This window comes from Adlercreutzia caecimuris B7, assembly GCF_000403355.2.
Taxonomy (GTDB): Bacteria; Actinomycetota; Coriobacteriia; order Coriobacteriales; family Eggerthellaceae; genus Adlercreutzia; species Adlercreutzia caecimuris.
Genome location: NZ_KE159646.1, coordinates 34561 through 53349, shown reverse-complemented (window position 1 = coordinate 53349; position 18789 = coordinate 34561). Strand labels below are relative to the sequence as shown.

Genomic DNA, 18789 nt, shown 5'->3' with positions numbered 1-18789 from the left:
AAAGCCAGGGGTCAGCCAAAAAAGAAGCGGCCCGGCGGAGGGGGCCGCCGGGCCAGAAGGAGGGGGGATGCGACTCTCGCAAGAGCCGCGTTCTGCTTTTCAGAGACAAAGCAGGCAAGTGATCGGAGGGGGTTGTCTCACTTGCTGGACTCAGTATACCAACCACCCTTGAATTCCCTATGACGTGAAGGTGGGGAACTTATGGATTCAAAGGGTCATCTTTAAGCTATTCTTCAGAAATAAGAAGCATTTCCATCAGCGGGAATGCAGCAACAATTCCTTATAACAGCATCGTTGCTGACATGTTGTCGAGCCTACATCCAGGCCCGCCGTAACAGAAAAAGCGGCCCCGTCCCGCGACCGCGGTGCGGCCGGAGGGGGCGGGGCCGAAGCGAGCGGATCGCCTAACCGTTCTTGCGCTGGAATAAGATGTTGTTCGTCTCGAGCCAGCTTTCCACGGTGCCAGTGTCGAAGCCGTCGGCCGGGTCCACGATGAGCGCGTACATCTCCTCCTCGGCGAGCACCGCGTCGAGCGCATCGGTCAGCTGGATCTCGCCGCCCACGCCGGGCTGGACGTCGGCCAGCAGCTCCATGACGCGCGGCGAGAGCAGGTAGCGCCCGAACACCGCCAGGTTGCTGGGAGCGTCCTCAAGCGCCGGCTTCTCCACCAGCGCGTCCACCTTCCACACATCGTCGGAGATGGGAGCGCCGGCGATGACGCCGAAGCGGCTCACCTCATCGTCGGGCACGGGCATGACCGCGATGACACTCGCACCGCCGTGGGCGTCGGAGACCGCCTGCATGGCCGGCAGCATCCCGTTGTCGGGCACGAGCACGTCGCCGAGCAGCACGTAGAAGGGCTCGCCAGCCGTCTTCTCGGCCGCGCAGCGCACCGCATGCCCCAGCCCCAGGGCCTCTTCCTGGTACACGTAGCTCACCGGGTAGCTGCCCACCGCCTCCACAGCGTCGGCGTAGGCGTCCTTGCCGCGCTCGCGCAGAAGCGCCACCAGCTCGGGGTTCGGCGCGAAATGATCCTCGATGGCCTTCTTCTCGCGGCTGTTGACAATGACCACCTCGTCGGCCGCCGACGCCAGGCCCTCCTCCACGACATACTGAATGGCCGGCCGATCCACCACCAGCAACATCTCCTTAGGCTGGGCCTTGGTGGCCGGCAGAAAGCGGGTGCCAAGCCCCGCCGCGGGAATGAGAGCCTTCACGTGAGCGCCTTTCTCTTCGTTGTTCGCGTTCGCCCATGATACTACAGGATGTGCGCTATACTGGATCCATGGAAACCAGCAGCGGACAAATAACGGAGGGCGCGCCGCAAGGACGCGCCGCCGAGGGCGAAGGCGCCTGCGACCCCATTCCCGACGAGGCCTTCGTGCAGTGGCACGACGCGGCGGACGGCAAGCCTGCCGGCGTGCGCTTTCTCGCCTTCAACACCGTCATCGACATCGAGGCTTACGGCGAGGCCGCGGCCTGCCGGGCGGCCTTCGAGGAGGTCCGCTCGCTCTGCCGCACCTACGAGCGGCTGTTCAGCCGCACGCTGCCCCACTCCGACATCGCTCGCGTGAACGGCGCCGGCGGGGCGCCCGTGGCCATCGACCCGCTCACCTTCGATCTGCTCACGCGCGCACTGGCCTACTGCGAGGCCAGCGAGGGCGCCTTCGACATCACCGTGGGGCCGGCCGTGCGCCTGTGGGACTTCCACGAGGGCACCGCGCCCGACGCAACCGCCTTGGCCGAGGCGGTGCGGCACGTCGATTGGCGCCAGCTGAGGCTATGGCGGGAAGACGGCCGTTACCTCGCGCAGCTCGGCGATCCGGCTGCGGCAGTGGATGCGGGCGGCATCGCCAAGGGGTGGATCGCCGATGCACTGGTGGAAGCCATGGAGGGCTACGGGCTTTCGGGCGTCATCGTGAACCTCGGGGGCAACGTGGCCGTGAGCGGCGCCAAGCCGAACGGCCGGCCCTGGAACGTCGGCGTGCGCAATCCCGCCGAGCCGGAGAAGCTCATCGGGGCCGTGCCCCTCGCGCGCGGCTCGGCCGTGACAAGCGGCATCTACGAGCGCTGCTTCACGGCGCCCGACGGCACCTTCTGCCATCATATCTTGGACCCGCGCACCGGCATGCCCGCCGAAACCGACGTGGCCGGCGTCACCGTCATCTGCGAGAAGTCCATCGACGCCGAGGGCTTCTCCACCACCCTTCTGGCCCTGGGACTCGAACGGGGGCTCGCCCTCGCCCGCCGCCGGCCCGAGATCGAGCAGGCCTTCTTCATCGACGCCCAGGGCACTATCACCCCGGCACGCGGCTAGACTCGGGCTCCCGCTCGACATCGGAAACGGCCGCCGCGCTCGCCGCTGCAACGTTCGCCGCTGCCATGTTGCATCTACCATCTCTGTAATGTGGCGCATATTGACGGTTTTGGTGCACAGCGGGGTCATCCTCGTCTTCGAGCGACCCGCTTTTCCGCTCATTCACGATGCCGATTGTTGGTACTCGTGCATTTCCGACCTGTGCAGCATCTCGGCAATGCCGCTGTTGCACCAAAAACAGCTTTTCTGGCCAAATTATGACTGTTTACCTTGCAGACCTCTGCCGCACGCGCTCTGCGCAGTACAATTATTACAGCAGTGAACTATCTAGCGCTCGCCAACTCGGCGACCGCGACAAGTGAGGATTTCCATGACCGAGACGCGCCCCACCCCCGCCAAAGACAAGTTCAATCTGGACTCCACGTACTTCGTGGCCTTCGAGATGGCCCACGAGACGCTGCGCCAGGGGCTGGCGGCCGCCAGCGAGTTGAACATCACCCAATACCGCGTGCTCACGAAGCTCTTGCAGGCCAACGGGGCCATCAGCCAAGGCGAGCTGGGACGGCTTTTGGGCATGAAGCCCAACGTGGTCACCCAGGCAGTGGACGCGCTGGAATCGCGCGGATACGCCACCCGCGCCGCCGGCGAGTCCGACGGCCGCACGCGCTTTCTGGCCATCACCGAGGCGGGGCGAGCCCACATCGCCACGGTGAACGAGTCCCTCGTCGCGAGCCTGTACGCGAACTTCCCCACGGGCAACCCCACCTACCGCACTATCCTGGAGGCCGCCGTGGCCGCCGGCGCCGCCATCGAGCCGCCGCTCAACGCCGAGGTGGCCGATCGCTTCCCCGCCTCGCGCTCGCTCGTGTCGGTGGAGCTCATCCGTGCGGAAACCGAGCGCACCCTGCGCGAGGCCACGGGCGCGTCATTCAACGAGTGCCGCATCGTGCAGCGCCTCGGCGAAACCGACCGCCCCGAGCGCGTGGGCGCTCTGGCCGAGGCACTCCGCATGTCGCCGGTGAACGCTGCCCGGGCCATCGAGCGACTCGTGCAGCGCGGCTGGGCCCGGCGGCTAAAATCGCCCGCGGACAAGAAGGCCGTCTACGTGGCCCTCACCGACGAGGGCGTCTACGAGGGCTTCCTCATCGGCGCCACGGTAAACGAGCTGGCCGCTACGAAGCTGTGGGCCAACCTCACGGCCGGGCAGCGCGAGGCCATCGAGCAGGTGGGGCACGTGGTGGTGGCCGACCTGGACGCCCAGCGCCAAGCAAAGGAGCAGGCCGCCTACGACCTGCTCCAGGAAATCTAGAAGCTAGCCACCCACTCGTTTTCAGCCGATGCAAAAGGCCCCGATGCCAGCGACGATGCCGGCAGTCGGGGCCTTCTCCTATCTCGGCCGAGACCGCCATCCCGCACAGGAAACGGTCGGCCGCGCCCTACCCTGCAGCGCCGGCCGCCGCTGGTTTCGCGCTCGCCTTCGGCACCGGGGCGCCCTCCTGCCTGCGGATAAGGGCCGCAGAGCCAAAGAGCAGGATCACGTTCACGACCAGGTCGGCCGCCGCCCAGCCGCCGAGGGCCGGCAGGCTCACCGCCGCCACATTCAGGGCCGAGAAGGTGCCCACCGTGAGCACCATGACCACCGCGCCGCAGGCCGCGCAGGCCACGATGAGGCCCACCGCCAGGGAATGCCCGGCGCGGGCGCGGGCCACACAGGCGCACACCACCATCGACGCCGCACCGAGCAACGTGCCCAGGAAGGCCGCGAAGGCGATAACGCCCAGCACGATGACGGGCAGCCCCGGCAGCTTCGAGCTCATGGAGCCCACCTGCACCGCCGACAGGATGCCGAGCACCACCACGACCAGGCACACGATGGCCGTAAGCGCCGTGGCCCAGCCCCACAGAAACGCCGTTGCCGGGCGCGGGCGGGCGTCGCCACGGGCCGCAAGGGCCCCGTAGAGCACCGCGCCGGCCGTGGACACCACGAGCGCCAATCCCGCCGCGAACAGGAAGGCCACGAAGGCCGAGCCCGTGAGGATGGAGCAGATCACATCCAGAATGGGCACGCCCGAGGCCGAGATGTAGTCGAAGGCGAGCACGCCGGTGCCCCCGGCCACGGTAAGCCCGATGCGGGCCAGAATCGCTATCACGAGCCCCATGGCGTACAGCGTGAGGAACGGCCGCGCCATTGCTTTCGTATCGTTCATAGTCAGCTCCTTCCGAAGCAATCCCGCGGAACGTCCTGCGCCCCGCGCCGTCGAGAGCGCGCCCTTAGGCCTCGCCCATCTCGTTTTCCACCGCCGAGGTGCCGCAGAGGTACCCGCCGCAGAAGGCGAGCCCCACGTCCCCCATGAGCGAGCCTAAGATAGGGTCGCCGATGTAGCTGTTCTCGCCACAGGCGCCGCCGGCGGTGTGCCAGCCGGCGTAGAGCCCCGGGATGACGCGGCCGCTCGTGCCCACCACCTGCATCTGGTCGTTGATGAGCAGGCCGGCCTTGGTGCCGTAGAGGTTGCCGCCGATGCGGCAGCCGTAGAAGGGCGGTGTGGTGATGGCGTGCAGCCACTCGGGCGGCATGGGGTACATGAAATCGTCCTCGCCGCGCTCGCACGCCTCGTTCCACTTCGCCACCGCCTCGGTGAGCACCCCCTCGGCCAGGCCCAGGTCGGCCTCCAGCTCCTCTAAGGTGTCGCGGCGCTTCAGCACGTCGGCGTCGATGGCATCCTGCACGCCGTGGTGCCAGTCGCGGTAGTGCTCGGGCACCTTCTCGATCTGCTCCAGATCGGGGGTGATGAGCTTGCGGCAGTGCTCTTGGGCGAATCCCGCCAGATGATCCTCGTAGTTGGCATCGAAGATGATGTAGGAGCGGTGGCCCGGCGGGGTCATCTGGATGGTGGCCAAATCCCCCAGGGCATAGATGGCGTTCGCGCCGTCCTCTCCCACGCGGGAGTCCATGTAGCGCAGGCGGTTGCCGCAGCGGTCGATGGTCAGCCACGGCTGGCGCGAGAGCTGGGTCATGCCGTCGTAGAGGAAGCGCGCCCAGGTGCCGCCCTCGGCCTGCCAGTCCACACCGCCGTCGAAGGAAGCCGAGCTGTTGAAGCCGGACACGTCAGCGCCCACGCCGAGGCCCATGCGGAAGCACTCGCCGGTCTCGCCGGCGGTGAGGTAGCTGGAGGCGCAGCCCATGGCCGCCGTGGGGATGTACTTGTCCAGCAGCGCCTTGTTGTTGCAGAAGCCGCCGGCCGTGAGGATGACGGCGCGCTTGGCGTGGATGTACTTCTCGTTCCCGTAGTCCTCGTTCACGACAACGCCCACGATGCGCCCGTCGTCGTCCTGCACAAGTGCGGCCGCCGGGCTCTGGAAGTGGAAATCCACCCCGTGCCGGTTGGCGTAGTTGTACATGGCGTCGGTGGCATCCTTCATCTTCAGCACGTGGTGGTCGAGCGTCGAGCGCTTCGGCGCCACGTACACCGGCACCTCGCCGAGACGCCAGTGCACGCCGCACTCGGCCATCCAGTCGAGGCTCCTGCCGCCTTCCGAGGCGATCTTGTAGATGAGCTTCGGATCGGCCGCGTAGTGGTACTCGTCCATGGCCCAGTCGGTGAGGGCCTGGGGCGAGAAGGGGTAGCTCGGGAAGGCGAACTTCTTCTCCTCCTGGCCGGAGTAGCCGCCGAGGATGCCGCACATGCCCGCCTCCTGGGCGTTGCCGCCGGGAAGCCCCATGGCCTCCACGCAGATGACCTCGGCCCCCAGCTCGCAGGCGCGGGCCGCGGCGTTCAGGCCGCCGCCCCCGGCGCCCACCACGCAGATGTCGCACTCGTAGTCCCACGCCGCAGGCACGTCCCGGGGCGGAATGGGCGTGGCGTCGTTGGCGGGAAAGCTCGCGGCGTCGTGCTCGCGGTAGGTGCCGTCGGCGGCGCTCGCGTTGGTGGTGTTACTCGGATCGGAGGCGGCCACGGGGTCGCCCTCGCGCGTCCAGTCGCCCCGGCGCTCGGCGCTGGCGGCCAGGGCCGCCTCGGGGGCGAGCAGCCCCGCTGCAGCGGCCCCGGCCGCGGCGAGGGCCGATCCGGTCAGAAAGTCGCGGCGCGAAAGGTGCGCGCCCTGATTGAGCTTACTCATGGCTCTCAGCCTCCTTCTCGGCAGTCGCACCGTCGGTCGCGGCGGTATCGGCGGTCGCGGCATCGGCTCCCGCCGCTCCGTCCGCGCCGGCAGCATCGCCGGCGGCGTCCGTCATGTTCTCGGCGCCGGCCTGGGCCAGCGCATCCTCGACCGCCTGCTTTACGCCGGCCGTGGTGATGGTGGCGCCGGCCACCGCGTCGATGTCAGGCCCTTGGGCCGCTTCGATCATCTGGGCGTACACGCCGTCGCGGATGGCCTCGTAGCCGCCGCGGCTCTGGCTCTCGCCGTCCTGGGCGGTCTCCAGGCACGTCAGGCGCCCGTCGTCGATAAGCAGCGTCACGGTGATCCACCCCTCCATGCCCCGGCCGCGCCCGGTATACACCCCGTCGCGCACATCCCCGGCCACCCGGGCCGACGGGTCTTCGGCCACCTCGGCCGCCCACGGGTCGTCGGCGCGCAGGGCCAGCTGCTCGGCCGAGGCCGCGTCCTTCGACCCCGAGCCCTCGAACGAGGCGCCGCAGCCGGCCAGCCCGAAAGCGAGCACGGTGGCGCATCCGAGGGCCGCCGTGGTCTTCACTCCGTTCATAGTCCCTCCGATCATTCCGACTTGTTTTCCTAATATTTCTTCATGAAAGTTTTCTTTTATTTTCTCTCATGAACTTATTTAGGCGGAGCATATCAGCATTTTCCCCGTATATCAAGGCTATATTGACGCAGTTTTTCATTCCGTCAATTACTACCAAACTGATAATTTATGGATATTGACTGAAGATGGGAAGCCGAGTATGGTGGTCACCAACGATTGCAAGGTCACTTGCAAAGCCACCGCGGCTGGACTGGACACTGCGGGTCTCCGGTCCAGGCGCGGCGAGCTTGCCCGATCGGTATCTATTAAGGAGGGATACCCATGCTATTCGATGTGTACGGTCCCAACGCGCTCTACCAATGGCTCGGCCTGGCCATGGTGCTCGTCCTGCTCATCCTGCTGAACGAGTTCGCCCGCCGCACCAAGTTCGGCGGATGCTTCATGTTCTTCGGCGTGTGCGGCGCCATGACCGTCTACTGCCTCGCCGTGGAGATCGGCGCGGCGGCCGGCGCCGAATGGGCGCTTGCCAACCCCACCCACACCGACATGAACAGCTGGTTCCACTATGCCAAGGTGTATGCCGCTACCGCCGGCTGCATCGGCTTCATGATGCTCAAGTACTCCTGGGGCAAGATCGGCCGCTCCCACTGGTTCAAGGCCTTCCCCTTCGTCATCGTGGCCATCAACATCCTCATCGCCGTGGTGAGCGACTTCGAGAGCGCGTTTCGCGCTTGGGGCACCACCTGGGTGTCCACCGAAGGCGTCACGCTCTACGGCGGCTGGCACAACGTGTTCAACGGCATCGCCGGCCTGCTTAATATCGCCTGCATGACCGGCTGGTTCGGCATCTACATCTCCAAGAAGCGCCAGGACATGCTGTGGCCCGATATGACCTGGGTGTTCATCATCGCCTACGATCTGTGGAACTTCTGCTACACCTACAACTGCCTGCCCACCCATTCCTGGTACTGCGGCGTGGCCCTGCTGCTGGCGCCGACCATCGCCGGGCTTCTGTGGAACAAGGGCGGCTGGATCCAGAACCGCGCCTTCACCTTGTCCATGTGGTGCATGTTCTGCCAGATGGTGCCGATGTTCGCCAACGACTCCATCTTCGCGGCGAACTCCGTGAACAACCCCAACGTGAACCTCGCGGTGTCCCTCATCGCGCTCCTCGCGAACGTCGCCGCCCTGGCCTACATCATGTACCGTGCCAAGAAGCTCGGCGTGAACCCCTACAAGCAGGAAGTGTTCGTGGGCACCAAGGACTTCCAGAAGGCCATGGAGCGCCGCGCCGATACCCCCTACCTGCTTGAGACCGAGCCCTCCAGCGCCACGGCGGCCGATATCGCCGAGATGGTGGCCTACAACGACCTGCCCGCCGAGGGCACCCCGGGCTTCGTGTACGTGGCCGTAGAGACCGACGTCGAGACCCCGCAGCGCAAGTAGCGCCGAGGCGACGCACAAGTCTCGCTTGAGAGCGGGCTCCCTGACGGGGCCCGCTTTTTTGCAACGGGGGCTCGAAATCCCCGAAGAGCGGACTCGTGCAGGTCCGCTCCTATTTTCCGTGCGGAGGGGTCGCAGGGCCGCGAGGAAGGGCGGATGGAAGCGGAGGCGGCCACGATCCCCATCGCGCTCGCCGAAAAGCGGCGCCTCAGCTGCCCCCTACTCGCCCTCGAGACGGGCAATGTCGGCGAGCTTGCCCTCGTCGAGAATGCGGATGGCGTTGCGCTGCTTCTCAATGACGCCCTGGGCCTGCAGGCGCGAGAGGGCCGTGGTGACCGAGTTGCGCGAGAGCCCCAGCATATCGGCCAGCTCGTTGTTGCCGTAGGGCAGTACAAGCGGGTCGCCCCCATCTGCGGGCGGCGCGGCTTCCAAAAGCTCCGAGATAGCCCGCTCCGGCCCGCGTGCCCGCAGCGAGGACGGCCGCACCGAGGCGGCGGCTGCCTCGCGGGCCACCTCGCGCCGCTCGCGCACCAGCTCGGCCAAGAGCATGGGCACGCGCTGGCCGGCGCCGTAGAACGACAGGCTCAGCACCTCGCGGGTCTGCATGGACAGAAGCCCGAACAGGTAGCGCACCGTGCGGTCGGCGAAGTGCGAATAGCTGTGGAGCAGCTTGAAGAACGACTCCTTGGGAATGGCCACCACCCGGCTCGCCTCGATGCACTGGGCCGTGGACATGGGCAGATCGGTGTCGCGCAGGATGTGGAAGCCGAAGAACGTGCCTGGCCCGTAGCGGTCGATGACCTTCCTGCGACCGGCCGCATCCACGCTGAACAGCTCCACCGCGCCGCTTTCCACATAGTAGTGGTTGCCGTCGGCTTCGCCGTGCCAGAACACCATGGCGTCTTTGGGCACGCGCTTCACCGCGTAGGCCGCACCCGCCTCTTCCAGCATGGCGACCAACTCGTCGAAGGCCACCGTCTCGTCGAGAATCTCGTTCTTTCCCGTCCAGGTCATGAAGTCCCCTCTCCCCCTCGAACGGCACGCTCCCCTAGGGTGCGCCTCTTGTGCACGGCACCTCAAACGGCACCGCCTCCTTGCGGCGCGAACAGCCGCCTTCCCGGAGCGGATGCGCTCCCGCCCCGTCATCTTACCACGGCCCCTCCCAATGCCGACGAGGCGAAACGGCGCAGACGGCCGTTTCGCCTCAGGGAGGGAGGGTTGCCGATCAAGCACCCGCCCCTCCCGGCACTCGGATGCGGGAGGGGGCAGCGCTTGCAGGCTGCGCCCCCGAACGCTCGGGCGCCGGGGCGCAGGCAGAACCGCCGGCGTGGATCGCGCCTATACGTAGTACACCGAAGGCTGGGTGCCGTGCTCCTCGAGATAGGGCACGGCGCCCTTCTCGGCGATGTATTTCGCCACATCGCTTTCAGGATCGTTCAAGTCTCCCACGATGCGCGCCTCAGCCGGGCAGGCCTGCACGCACCAGGGACGATGGTCGTTGTCCTGGCGGTCGAAGCACATCGTGCACTTCGAGGACACCGCGGCCTCCTCGTCGATCTGCGGCACGCCGTAGGGGCAGGACTGGGCGCAGGTGCCGCAGCCGATGCAGACTTCCTGATCCACCACGACCGCGCCGTTGTCCTCGCGCTTGGCCATAGCGCCCGTGGGGCAGTTGGCCGCGCAGGCCGGCTCGGCGCAGTGGTTGCACAACGTCGGACGGAAGTTCATCTTCACCTGCGGGAACGTGCCCGTGGGGCGGTATACGTCGCCGTCAAGGCCCTCCACGTGGGCCCAGTAGATGTCTCCGGGCACCTCGTTGGACACCTTGCAGGCCACGGCACAGGTCTGGCAGCCCATGCAGCGGGTCGTATCGATCACCATTCCGTATTGCTTAGCCATGTCGCACCTACGCCTTCTCTACTTCCACCAGCACGTCGTAGAAAGCCGTGCAGGTCTGGGAAATGTGCTCTTCCGTGGGGTTCAACGTCAAATGGGTGAGCGTCTGGTAGTTGCCCTCGATGGTGTAGTCGGGGGTCCAGCCGCTCTGGGTGGCCACCGTGCCGGGCACGATGCCCTCGGTGAGGAAGACCTTCATCTTGCAGGCGCCACGGTCGTTTGTAATGCTCACCACGTCGCCGTCGGCGATACTACGCGCCTCGGCGTCCACCGGGTTCATCTCCAGCAGAGGCTCGTCCTGAATGCCCGCGAGCGCCGGGATGCCGATGTGCTGGGTGTGCACGTTCATGCGGTCGTGGTACTGCAAGAACACGAGCGGGTACTTCTCGCCGAGCGGGCCCTTCGGATCCTCCAGCATGGGCTTGTAGCAGGGAACCTGCTCGTCGAATTCCACCAGGTCGTCGTTGTAGAACGTGAACTTCGTGGAGGGGGTGGGAAACACGCCGTCGGCGAAGACGATCTGAGAGTCGTAGATGCCATCGGGGCGGCCCCAGATGCCGTCGGCCACGGCCTGATCGAAGTCAAAGCCCTCCCAGGCCGGGTGCTCCTCGTTCACGAAGCTGCGCACCCACTCCTCGTCGGTCTTCGCCCACAAGTCCCCCAGACCCACCTTCGCGGCCAGAAGCGACATGATCTCCACGTCGGACTTGCTCTCGCCGGCTGGCGTCACCGCGGGGCTCTGGAAGAACACCCAGGGCGAGCGGTCGAGGAAGTCCCACTTCTCCCAGTAGTTGCACGCCGGCAGCACGTAATCGGAGTAGCGCGCCGTCCAGGTCCAGTACGGGTCCACCGTCACGATGGTGGAGATCTTCGGCAGCACCTCATTGATGATCTTGTTGGAATCGGGGCTCATGTTGATGAAGTTCGAGTTGGCGAACCACATGAAGTCGATGGGGTTGGGGTCGCCGGTGATGATCTGGTCGTAGAGCGTGGAGCTCTTCACCATATTCACCTCGTTGGCGCCGGTGTCGGCCCACTCGTCGTAGTTGAACGCCGGGATGGTGATGCCGGGGGTGGAGCGGATGGAGGCCGTGCCGCCCGCGTGGGACGCGCCGCCGCCCTCCACGCCGATATACCCGGCCACCGCGGCCAGCGTGGCCACCGTGCGGAAGGGCGAGTGCGAGTTGTACACGCGCTGCATGCCCTGGCCCATGCGGATGCCGGCAGGTTGGGCGTTGATGTACTCCATAGCGAAGGTCTCGATGACGTCGGGGGCGAGCCCGGTGATCTCGGAGGTGTACTCCAGCGTGTACTTCGACACCTCGTCCACCAAGTGGTCGAAGGAGGTACGGCAGGTCTCACCGTTCACCTCGAAGGTGCCGGAAAGCGCGGCGGTCACGCCCTCGGTGGTGTTGGGCACCGCCTTGCCGGCCGCTTCGTCCCACACCATCCAGGCGGCGTCCTCGCCCTCGCCGTCGCGCAGCAGCATGCCGTCGGACTCGCGCACGAGGAAGGGCGCCACGGAGTTCGCGACGAGCCAGTCCTTGGCGTGCAAATCGTTCGAGATGATGACGTTCATCATGCCGAGGGCCAGCGCCGGGTCGGTCTGGGCCTTGATGGGAATCCACTGGTCGGCGATGGCGGCCGTAGAGCACAGACGCGGGTCTACCACGACGATCTTGGCGCCGTTCTCGCGGGCCTTTACGAGATAGCGGAACTCGGAGGTGTGGGTGTCGGCCACGTTGCGGCCCCAGAGCACCACCATCTTCGAGTTCATATAGTCGCGCGTGTCGTGAGCGCCACGGCCCTGGCCGAAGCAGAGCGTCATGCCCATGGTGGCGCCGTGGTCGCCCATGATGCCCTCGATGTCGAAGGCGGTGCCGCCGTAGGTGCCGGCGAAGCGCGTGGGCGCCTCCCACGAGAGCTTGGACAGATTGCCCGTGAACGAGTAGAAGCCGCAGGCCTTGGCACCGTACTGCGCCTTGGAGGCCTCCATGCGCTCGGCGATCTCCTCGATGGCCTGCTCCCAGGAGATCTGCTCGAACTCGCCGCTGCCGCGCTCGCCGGTGCGCTTCATGGGGTGCATCACGCGGACGTTCTCGTCGTGGGTGCGGGTGCCCAGGCCGATGGAACGCAAGCAGCAGTTGGCGTAGTCGTCGCGGCCGGGCATCTGGCCCGGGGTGACGGTGTAGATCTTGTCGTCCTTCACGCGAGCACGCAAGTGGCAGCGGGAGGTGCAGTTCACCGAGCAGCAGGCGCTCTTATAGGTGAAGCCCTCCTCGGGGTCGGCCACCGGGCCGGTCTCGGCCAGCTCGTCCTTCTCGGCGGGAGCGCTCGGCGCACAGCCCACAGCCGTAGCGCCCACGGCCGACGTGATGGTCAGCCAGCCCGCGCCCTTCACGAAGGTGCGGCGGGTGAGCTTCCCGTCATGCACGAACTCGGTGGGGGCCAGTTGGTCCTTCTCTTCCATAGTCCTCCTCTTTTCTCTCCTCGATACGGCGGCAAGGCGCCGGATAGGGAAAGTATAGGAAGGGGGACGTGGCAGCTTCTGCCCAATATTGGGCGCAAGGAGATCCCAGTGTTGGGGCGACGGGCCTGGCCGCGGGTGCCCCCCGACAACGGCAAAGCCCTGAACGCAAGGGGGCCGAAAGCACAAGCGGCGCGACCGAAGTCGCGCCGCCCGGGAACGAGGGCCATTTGGGTGAGGACCGTCCCTCAGGCCTCCGGTTCGATTTCGGCGGCCTCGTAGGCAACAGCGCTCTCCCCCACCGTGGGGATGCGCACCACCATGAGGTACACGAGAAACAGCGCCACCGCGGCCAAGATGACCCACACGAAGGGCTTCTGCACAAGGGCGGCCGACACGGCCAGCACCGAAAGCGAGATGATCAGCATGCGCATCTTCGCCTTCACCGGCATACCGCCGGCCTCTTTGAAAGGCACCACGTAGGAACGATACACCTTACTTGAGATGATCAGCCGATGGCAGCGCGGCGAGAACTTCCCGAACAGGAAGGTGGCCAGAAGCAACAGCGGCGTGGTAGGCAGCACCGGCACGAAGATGCCCACGAAAGCCGCACCCACACAGAGCCACGCGAAGGCGAGAACGAGTATCCTGGCAACAGTCTTCATAGGCTCATGTCTCCCATAGACGGCAAACGTGGCGCAATATTTCGCTTTTGGTGCACATCGAGGTCATACAGAGCGCTTTTTCGACCAAAATCGCTCGAAATATCCCTTGAAACCGCGAAAAAGACAAGGAGAGCGACGCTCCGGCGATCAGCGCCGCACCAGAAACGAACTTTTGCGCCACTTTTGAGGCGTTCGAGCTGCTACTCGCCCTTGGCGGCACGGTCGGCCACGGCCTCCTCCAGCAGCATGAGCTGAGCTTCGGCCTTCTTCGTGCCGCGGAAGATGATGAGCACGTAGGCGAGCAGGGCCACCCACAAAAGCGCATAGGCCGCGATGATGTAGGGGGCCGAGGGCAGGATGGTGGAATAGATATCGGCAAGAATGGGATTCATGGCTATCTCCTAGCGTTCGTCGTCGAGGGTTTCCTTGATCGCGTCAACGCGCTGGGTGAGGCGCACCTGATTGAAGCGGGCGCGGTACAGGGCGAAGCCCACAAGCAGCATGCCGAGCGCGCACAGGCCCACGCACAAGCCCATCTCGGGGCTCATGCCGCCCTCGCGCAGCACCACCGGATGGATGGACGAGGGAATGAGCCGCGTGATCATGAAGCAGATGGGCACGTCGATAGTGGCGATGATGGCCACCACGGCGGCGAAGGTGGCGCGGCGCTCCGGCTCGTCCACCGAGCTTCTCAGCACGAAGTAGGCGATCACGATGAGCATGAGGATGAGGTAGGTGGTCAGGCGCGGCTCCCAGCTCCACCACACGCCCCACTCGAAGCGCGTCCACATCTCGCCGGTGATCATGGTGAGCACCACGAACAGCAGGGCGATTTCCAGGCAGATGCGCGAGCAGGTGTCGAAGCGCCGGTTCTTCGTCATAAGGAAGCGCACAGCGTAGTAGCATCCGAAGCCCAGGGCGAGAAACGACGTGATGGCCACGGGCATATGGAAGTAGAAGATCTTCTGGGACAGGAGCATCTTCTGGGACACCATCACGTCCCCGATGAGCTCGGCGCCGTTCACTGTGGCACCGCCCACGGGGGCCACGCAGAAGAACGCCATGAGGAACCCGATGGTGGTCAGCACCGCACCCGCAATGAGCGCCGGCGCCACCAGCTTGTCGGGCCACTGCCCCGCCTCGGGCAGCTTCAACGTTTTATCAGTCACTCGTTCTCCTCTCCAAAATTATTTCCCATAGTACCGGTTGAGCATAAGTCAGCGAGGTTGCGACAGGTGCCTGCAATTCGCTTGAAGAGCGGCTGAGCGGCCTTCGTGCCGCGAAGGTAAGCTCTGAGCGCGAAGGGCGGGTGCCTGTCGGAACCGCAGCATCAGGTCGTCTCCTTCAGTTGACCACGAAATCGTAGAGCACCCAGCTGGCAAGAATCATAACCACATCGTAGCCAGCGCCGAGCGCCAGCGAGGTGAGAAACCCGTCGGCGAACACATCGCCGCCCACGAGCGCGCAGGTGGTGGCCGACACGCAGGCGTACAGCAAGGGGAAGATCACGGGCACGAACAGCAGCGCCAGCATCACGTCCTTGCCGCGGGTGGCGGCGGTGATGGTGGACAGCATGGTGCCGATGCCGGCGATGCCGATGCTGCCGAGCACGAGCGGCGCTACGAGCAGCCAGCCCGTCTCGGCCGGGGCTGCGAAGCTGGAGAAGAACACCCAGTACAGCGGCACGGCGATCACTTCCACCAACACGAGGAACACCAAATTCGACGTCGCCTTGGCCAGAAAGATCACACCGCGGTCGAGCGGCGCCAAAAGCAGGCCCTCCAAACAGCCGTTCTCCGTCTCCTTGGCAAACGAGCGGTTCAGGCCCAGAAGCGACGTGAACACCACGAGCGCCCACAGAAGGCCGCCGGACACTTCCAGAAACTCCGCCCCGGGACGGGCGAAGGACAGGGCCACGCCGAACACCACGATGACCAAGAAGGCGTAGATGCCCATGGACACCACCATGTCCTTGGTGCGGAACTCCGCCTTCAGGTCCTTGGCGAGCAGGGTCTTGTACTGCGTCCAGGTCGAGGGCGCCTGGCAGAGGGCGCTGCGCGTCCCTTCGCGCTCAGCCGCAGAAGACGCATCGGAAGACTCCGGGTGTTCCGACCGAGCGAGTTCCGCAGCGACTGAAACAGCCCGGTGGGCTGTTTCACCAAGCGAGGACCGTTTGAGCGAATCGGAATTCCCGGAGGCTTCCGCTCCGTGGCGATCCTCCATCTAGCTCACCCCCATTCCCACGGTGGTGCGATACAGGTCGGCGAACTCGCCGGGGCTCATCTGGTCCTTCTCGCCGAAGTGCACCACGCGGCCGCGGGCCAGCACCAGCACGTGGCTCGCCAGGGCGAGGCCCTTGTCCAAATCGTGGCTGACCATGACGAAGGTGCGGTTCTCGCGCACGCTGTCGATGAGCTCGTCGAAGATGCGCATGGCGTGGGGATCCAAGCCCGAATAGGGCTCGTCCAAAAGCACCACCGACGGGTCGTTCACCAAGACCCGGGCAATGGACACCCGCTGGGTCATACCGCGGGAGAAGGTGCGCACCCGGTCGAGGCGACGGTGCTTCAATCCCACGGCATCCAGCAGCTCCACCACACGCTTCTGCGGGTCGCGCACTCCGTAGAGCTTCGCGTACAGAAGCAGGTTCTCCTCGGCCGTGAGGTCGGGGTACAGCATGGGGTTGTGGGAGATGAGCCCGATGGCCTCGCGGGCCTGTTCGGGCTCCTCCTTCAGGTTGATGCCGGCCAGGGTGATGACGCCCTCGGTGGGACGCGCCAGGGTGGCCAGCATGCGCAGAAGCGTGGTCTTGCCGGCGCCGTTGGGGCCGAACACCGAGAGGAAGGCCCCCTCGGGCAGCGTGAAGGACACGTTGTCGACAGCCTTGCGGCCCCCGAACGACTTCGTCAGATGCTCGACCGTAATGGCGGGGTTCACTTGCCCTCCCCCGCACCAGCCGCGCCAGCCTCGTCAGCGCCATCGGCAGCGCCAGCCGCATCGGCCGCAGTAGCGGCAGCATCGGCTCCGGCGGCCCCATCGCCCTCGGCGTCTTCCACGAGGGCCACCTCCTCGGCCGCGGTCGCCTCCACGATACCAGGGCGTTCGGCCGCACCAGCCGCGCCAGCCTCGTCGGCAGTGGCAGCCTCGGCCGCCAGGACGCGGGCCGGCTCGTCGTCGCCCTCGTCGCCCTCGCGCTTGGAGGCCCGCTTGGCAAACAGCGGGATGAGGCAGCCCACCATGAGCAGGCCGAAGCCCACCCACACCAGCGAGATGAGCGGGTTCACCCGCACGTCCATGGAGAAGTCGCCGTTCTCGTTCACGCCGCGGTACACCACGAACAGATCCTCCAGCGGGAAGCTGATGACGCTCGCCTCCAGTTTCTGCTGCTGGGTGGCGCCCACCACCTGCACGGCCGGGGCCACAGAACCCACGAAGGCGCCGTCGCGGTAGGCGTCGAAGTACACCGTGTACTTCACGTTGCCGTTGCCCAGCTCCTCGATGTTGTTGCCCGTATACTGCAGCTCGAAGTCCTGAATGACGAAGGGCTCCACAGTGGCGTCCTCGTCCTCGCTGTAGGGCACATAGTCGGTCACCTCGGTCACGTACATGGACGACCCGATGAGGCCCACGAGGATGATGCCCATGGCCGCGTGGGCCACTGAGCCGCCGAACAGGGACAGCCGCCGGCGCACCGTAGCCGCCGTCACGCGCTTGAGAGCGCGCACGGCCATGAACAGTGCGTTGAAGACGAGCAGGCTCGCCACGGCGAAGCCCACTACGGTCAGGCCGTTGTAGTAGGCCGGCGCCCCCTGCTCCAGCAGCCCCTCGGCCGTGGTGCCGCCCATGGCGATCATGGCATTGTAGCTGGGCAGCAGGTACGTGGCGAAGTACACCATCAGCACGACGAACAGCACGAGCGCGCACAGCCCCGGCACCCGGGCGGCGCGCCAGAAGGCCTCCTTGTCGGTGCGGCGCCAGCCCAGAAGCGGGCAGATGGCCAGCACGGCCAGGTACGCGATGCCAAGCGGGCGGGCAATGGCGTTGTAGGTGCCCGCCGACAGGGACTGGCCGCCGAAGGGCAGCCAGCTCGGCAGGGCCGAGGACACGGTCATGTAGGCCAGAAGCACCGCGAACACCACCATGATGAGGTTGTTCACGTAGTAGGCCGCCTCCTTCGACGCCATGGACTCGATGTCGTCATCGGCCGCATTGACCGCGCCGAAGCTCTTGCGGCGCACGACAAGGCCCACGATGCCGGCCAAAAGCGACAGCACGATGAGCGCCCCGAACATCACGAGCGACACTGGGTCGCCCTCGAAGGCGTGCACCGACTGCACGAGGCCCGAGCGGGTAATGAAGGTGCCCAGCACCACGAAGCAGAAGGTGAGGCAGGCGCAGAACACGCTCCAGCGCTTGAAGGCGCCGCGCTGGCGATACACAGTGAAGGAGTGGATGAGGGCCACGCCCACAAGCCACGGCAGCAGGCTCGCGTTCTCCACCGGATCCCAGCCCCAGTAACCGCCCCAGCCGAGCACCACGTAGGCCCACACGGCGCCCAGGCCGATGCCGATGCCGAGCAAAAGCCAGGAGAACATGAGGTAGCCGGTCGAGCGGTTCACCCACAGGGCCGAATCGTCGTCCACGATAAGCGCCGCCACGGCGTAGGCGAAGGGCAGCGTGAGCCCCGCGTAGCCGATGAACAGCGTGGGCGGGTGGATGGCCATGGCCCAGTGCTCCAACAGCGCGTTCATGGAGCGCATGGAAGCGGCGGCGTTCAGGACGCCGTTCTCGGCGAAGTAGCGGGAATCGGTGGTCAGGAAGGGCATGTTGGCCTCGGAGAACAGCAGCACCGAGACGAACGCCGTCAGCACGAGCTGGGCGATGCACAGCGCCCCGTTATCGAGGGGGCGCGCATCCCTGCGCGTGGCGAACACGAGCACGGAGTTGAACACGGCGATGAGCCACGCCCAGAACAGAAGCGACCCCTGACGGCCGGCCCACAGGCCCGCCAGCTTGTAGAGCCAGGCGATGTCGGACACGGAGTTGGAGCGGTTGTCCAGCACGTACTGGATGGAGTTGTCACCGGTGAAGAAGCACCACACGAGCACGGCGCAGCACACCGTGAGGGCCGCCGCCACGAGCACAGCAGCCAAACGGCCGCCCCAGGCGAAGGTCTCAGAGCGCTCGAAGGAGCGCTTCTTGTACAGGATGTGGGCCACACCCAGGCACAGCACCGAAATCACGCAGCCCGCGAAGGCTACTAAAAGGCCGAGCAGGCCGATCATCGAGACACCCATGG

Annotated in this window: 16 protein-coding genes; 3 read left to right on the top strand and 13 right to left on the bottom strand. The window is 66.0% G+C overall.

Features of this window, described 5'->3' with window-relative positions; all coding sequences use genetic code 11:
* Positions 1–404 precede the first annotated feature (404 nt).
* Entirely contained in the window at positions 405–1217 is an 813-nt protein-coding gene (locus C811_RS04545) for a UTP--glucose-1-phosphate uridylyltransferase (RefSeq protein ID WP_016308293.1), read from the bottom strand.
* Positions 1218–1285: 68 nt separating this feature from the next.
* On the opposite strand from C811_RS04545, the gene C811_RS04540 reads away from it, so the two are divergent.
* Both C811_RS04540 and C811_RS04535 read left to right on the top strand, forming a co-directional pair.
* The gene (locus C811_RS04540; protein ID WP_022926343.1) at positions 1286–2317 is read left to right on the top strand and encodes an FAD:protein FMN transferase; all 1032 of its coding nucleotides are present in this window, start codon (positions 1286–1288) and stop codon (positions 2315–2317) included.
* A gap of 370 nt (positions 2318–2687) precedes the next feature.
* Complete coding sequence (locus C811_RS04535; protein ID WP_016308291.1) at positions 2688–3626, top strand: MarR family transcriptional regulator; 939 nt, start codon at positions 2688–2690, stop codon at positions 3624–3626.
* Between the two features lie 127 nt (positions 3627–3753).
* Here the strand turns inward: C811_RS04535 and C811_RS04530 are convergent, their stop codons facing one another.
* From C811_RS04530 to C811_RS0102550, 3 genes are all read right to left on the bottom strand, one after another.
* A complete protein-coding gene (locus C811_RS04530; protein ID WP_016308290.1) occupies positions 3754–4524 on the bottom strand; it encodes a hypothetical protein in 771 nt (256 codons plus the stop codon).
* Positions 4525–4588: 64 nt separating this feature from the next.
* Positions 4589–6433, bottom strand: coding sequence for an FAD-dependent oxidoreductase (locus C811_RS04525; RefSeq protein WP_016308289.1), 1845 nt, complete (start codon positions 6431–6433; stop codon positions 4589–4591).
* Positions 6426–7019, bottom strand: coding sequence for an FMN-binding protein (locus C811_RS0102550; protein WP_016308288.1), 594 nt, complete (start codon positions 7017–7019; stop codon positions 6426–6428). Before C811_RS0102550 ends, C811_RS04525 begins: the two co-directional genes overlap by 8 nt.
* A 321-nt stretch (positions 7020–7340) precedes the next feature.
* Here C811_RS0102550 and C811_RS04520 point away from each other — a divergent pair, with 321 nt between their 5' ends.
* Positions 7341–8465 (top strand): DUF5692 family protein, encoded by a 1125-nt coding sequence (locus C811_RS04520; RefSeq protein ID WP_016308287.1) that lies wholly within the window; start codon positions 7341–7343, stop codon positions 8463–8465.
* Between the two features lie 216 nt (positions 8466–8681).
* On the opposite strand, the gene C811_RS04515 is transcribed toward C811_RS04520, so the two are convergent.
* From C811_RS04515 to C811_RS04475, 9 genes are all read right to left on the bottom strand, one after another.
* The gene (locus C811_RS04515) at positions 8682–9476 is read right to left on the bottom strand and encodes a Crp/Fnr family transcriptional regulator (protein ID WP_016308286.1); all 795 of its coding nucleotides are present in this window, start codon (positions 9474–9476) and stop codon (positions 8682–8684) included.
* A gap of 324 nt (positions 9477–9800) precedes the next feature.
* Positions 9801–10361, bottom strand: coding sequence for a 4Fe-4S dicluster domain-containing protein (locus C811_RS04510; RefSeq protein WP_016308285.1), 561 nt, complete (start codon positions 10359–10361; stop codon positions 9801–9803).
* A gap of 7 nt (positions 10362–10368) precedes the next feature.
* Entirely contained in the window at positions 10369–12828 is a 2460-nt protein-coding gene (locus C811_RS04505) for a molybdopterin-dependent oxidoreductase (protein WP_016308284.1), read from the bottom strand.
* 245 nt (positions 12829–13073) lie between these two features.
* On the bottom strand, positions 13074–13490 hold the full coding sequence (locus C811_RS04500; protein ID WP_016308283.1) for a DUF454 family protein: 417 nt from the start codon (positions 13488–13490) through the stop codon (positions 13074–13076).
* Between the two features lie 200 nt (positions 13491–13690).
* Entirely contained in the window at positions 13691–13882 is a 192-nt protein-coding gene (locus C811_RS04495; RefSeq protein ID WP_016308282.1) for a hypothetical protein, read from the bottom strand.
* 9 nt (positions 13883–13891) lie between these two features.
* Positions 13892–14659, bottom strand: coding sequence for a cytochrome c biogenesis protein (locus C811_RS04490; protein WP_016308281.1), 768 nt, complete (start codon positions 14657–14659; stop codon positions 13892–13894).
* A 175-nt stretch (positions 14660–14834) separates the two neighbouring features.
* Positions 14835–15713, bottom strand: a complete 879-nt coding sequence (locus C811_RS04485) for a heme exporter protein CcmB (protein WP_016308280.1) — start codon at positions 15711–15713, stop codon at positions 14835–14837.
* Positions 15714–16427, bottom strand: coding sequence for a heme ABC exporter ATP-binding protein CcmA (gene ccmA / locus C811_RS04480; RefSeq protein WP_016308279.1), 714 nt, complete (start codon positions 16425–16427; stop codon positions 15714–15716).
* A complete protein-coding gene (locus C811_RS04475; protein WP_016308278.1) occupies positions 16424–18787 on the bottom strand; it encodes a heme lyase CcmF/NrfE family subunit in 2364 nt (787 codons plus the stop codon). The genes ccmA and C811_RS04475 overlap by 4 nt, the downstream gene beginning before the upstream one ends.
* Positions 18788–18789 lie beyond the last annotated feature (2 nt).

Coding starts and splice junctions, on each gene's coding strand:
- C811_RS0102550 (WP_016308288.1), bottom strand. CDS start 7,019: ATGAACGGAGTGAAGACCACGGCGGCCCTCGGATGCGCCACCGTGCTC.
- C811_RS04530 (WP_016308290.1), bottom strand. CDS start 4,524: ATGAACGATACGAAAGCAATGGCGCGGCCGTTCCTCACGCTGTACGCC.
- C811_RS04520 (WP_016308287.1), top strand. CDS start 7,341: ATGCTATTCGATGTGTACGGTCCCAACGCGCTCTACCAATGGCTCGGC.
- C811_RS04515 (WP_016308286.1), bottom strand. CDS start 9,476: ATGACCTGGACGGGAAAGAACGAGATTCTCGACGAGACGGTGGCCTTC.
- C811_RS04505 (WP_016308284.1), bottom strand. CDS start 12,828: ATGGAAGAGAAGGACCAACTGGCCCCCACCGAGTTCGTGCATGACGGG.
- C811_RS04500 (WP_016308283.1), bottom strand. CDS start 13,490: ATGAAGACTGTTGCCAGGATACTCGTTCTCGCCTTCGCGTGGCTCTGT.
- C811_RS04525 (WP_016308289.1), bottom strand. CDS start 6,433: ATGAGTAAGCTCAATCAGGGCGCGCACCTTTCGCGCCGCGACTTTCTG.
- C811_RS04540 (WP_022926343.1), top strand. CDS start 1,286: ATGGAAACCAGCAGCGGACAAATAACGGAGGGCGCGCCGCAAGGACGC.
- C811_RS04475 (WP_016308278.1), bottom strand. CDS start 18,787: ATGGGTGTCTCGATGATCGGCCTGCTCGGCCTTTTAGTAGCCTTCGCG.
- C811_RS04495 (WP_016308282.1), bottom strand. CDS start 13,882: ATGAATCCCATTCTTGCCGATATCTATTCCACCATCCTGCCCTCGGCC.
- C811_RS04485 (WP_016308280.1), bottom strand. CDS start 15,713: ATGGAGGATCGCCACGGAGCGGAAGCCTCCGGGAATTCCGATTCGCTC.
- C811_RS04535 (WP_016308291.1), top strand. CDS start 2,688: ATGACCGAGACGCGCCCCACCCCCGCCAAAGACAAGTTCAATCTGGAC.
- C811_RS04510 (WP_016308285.1), bottom strand. CDS start 10,361: ATGGCTAAGCAATACGGAATGGTGATCGATACGACCCGCTGCATGGGC.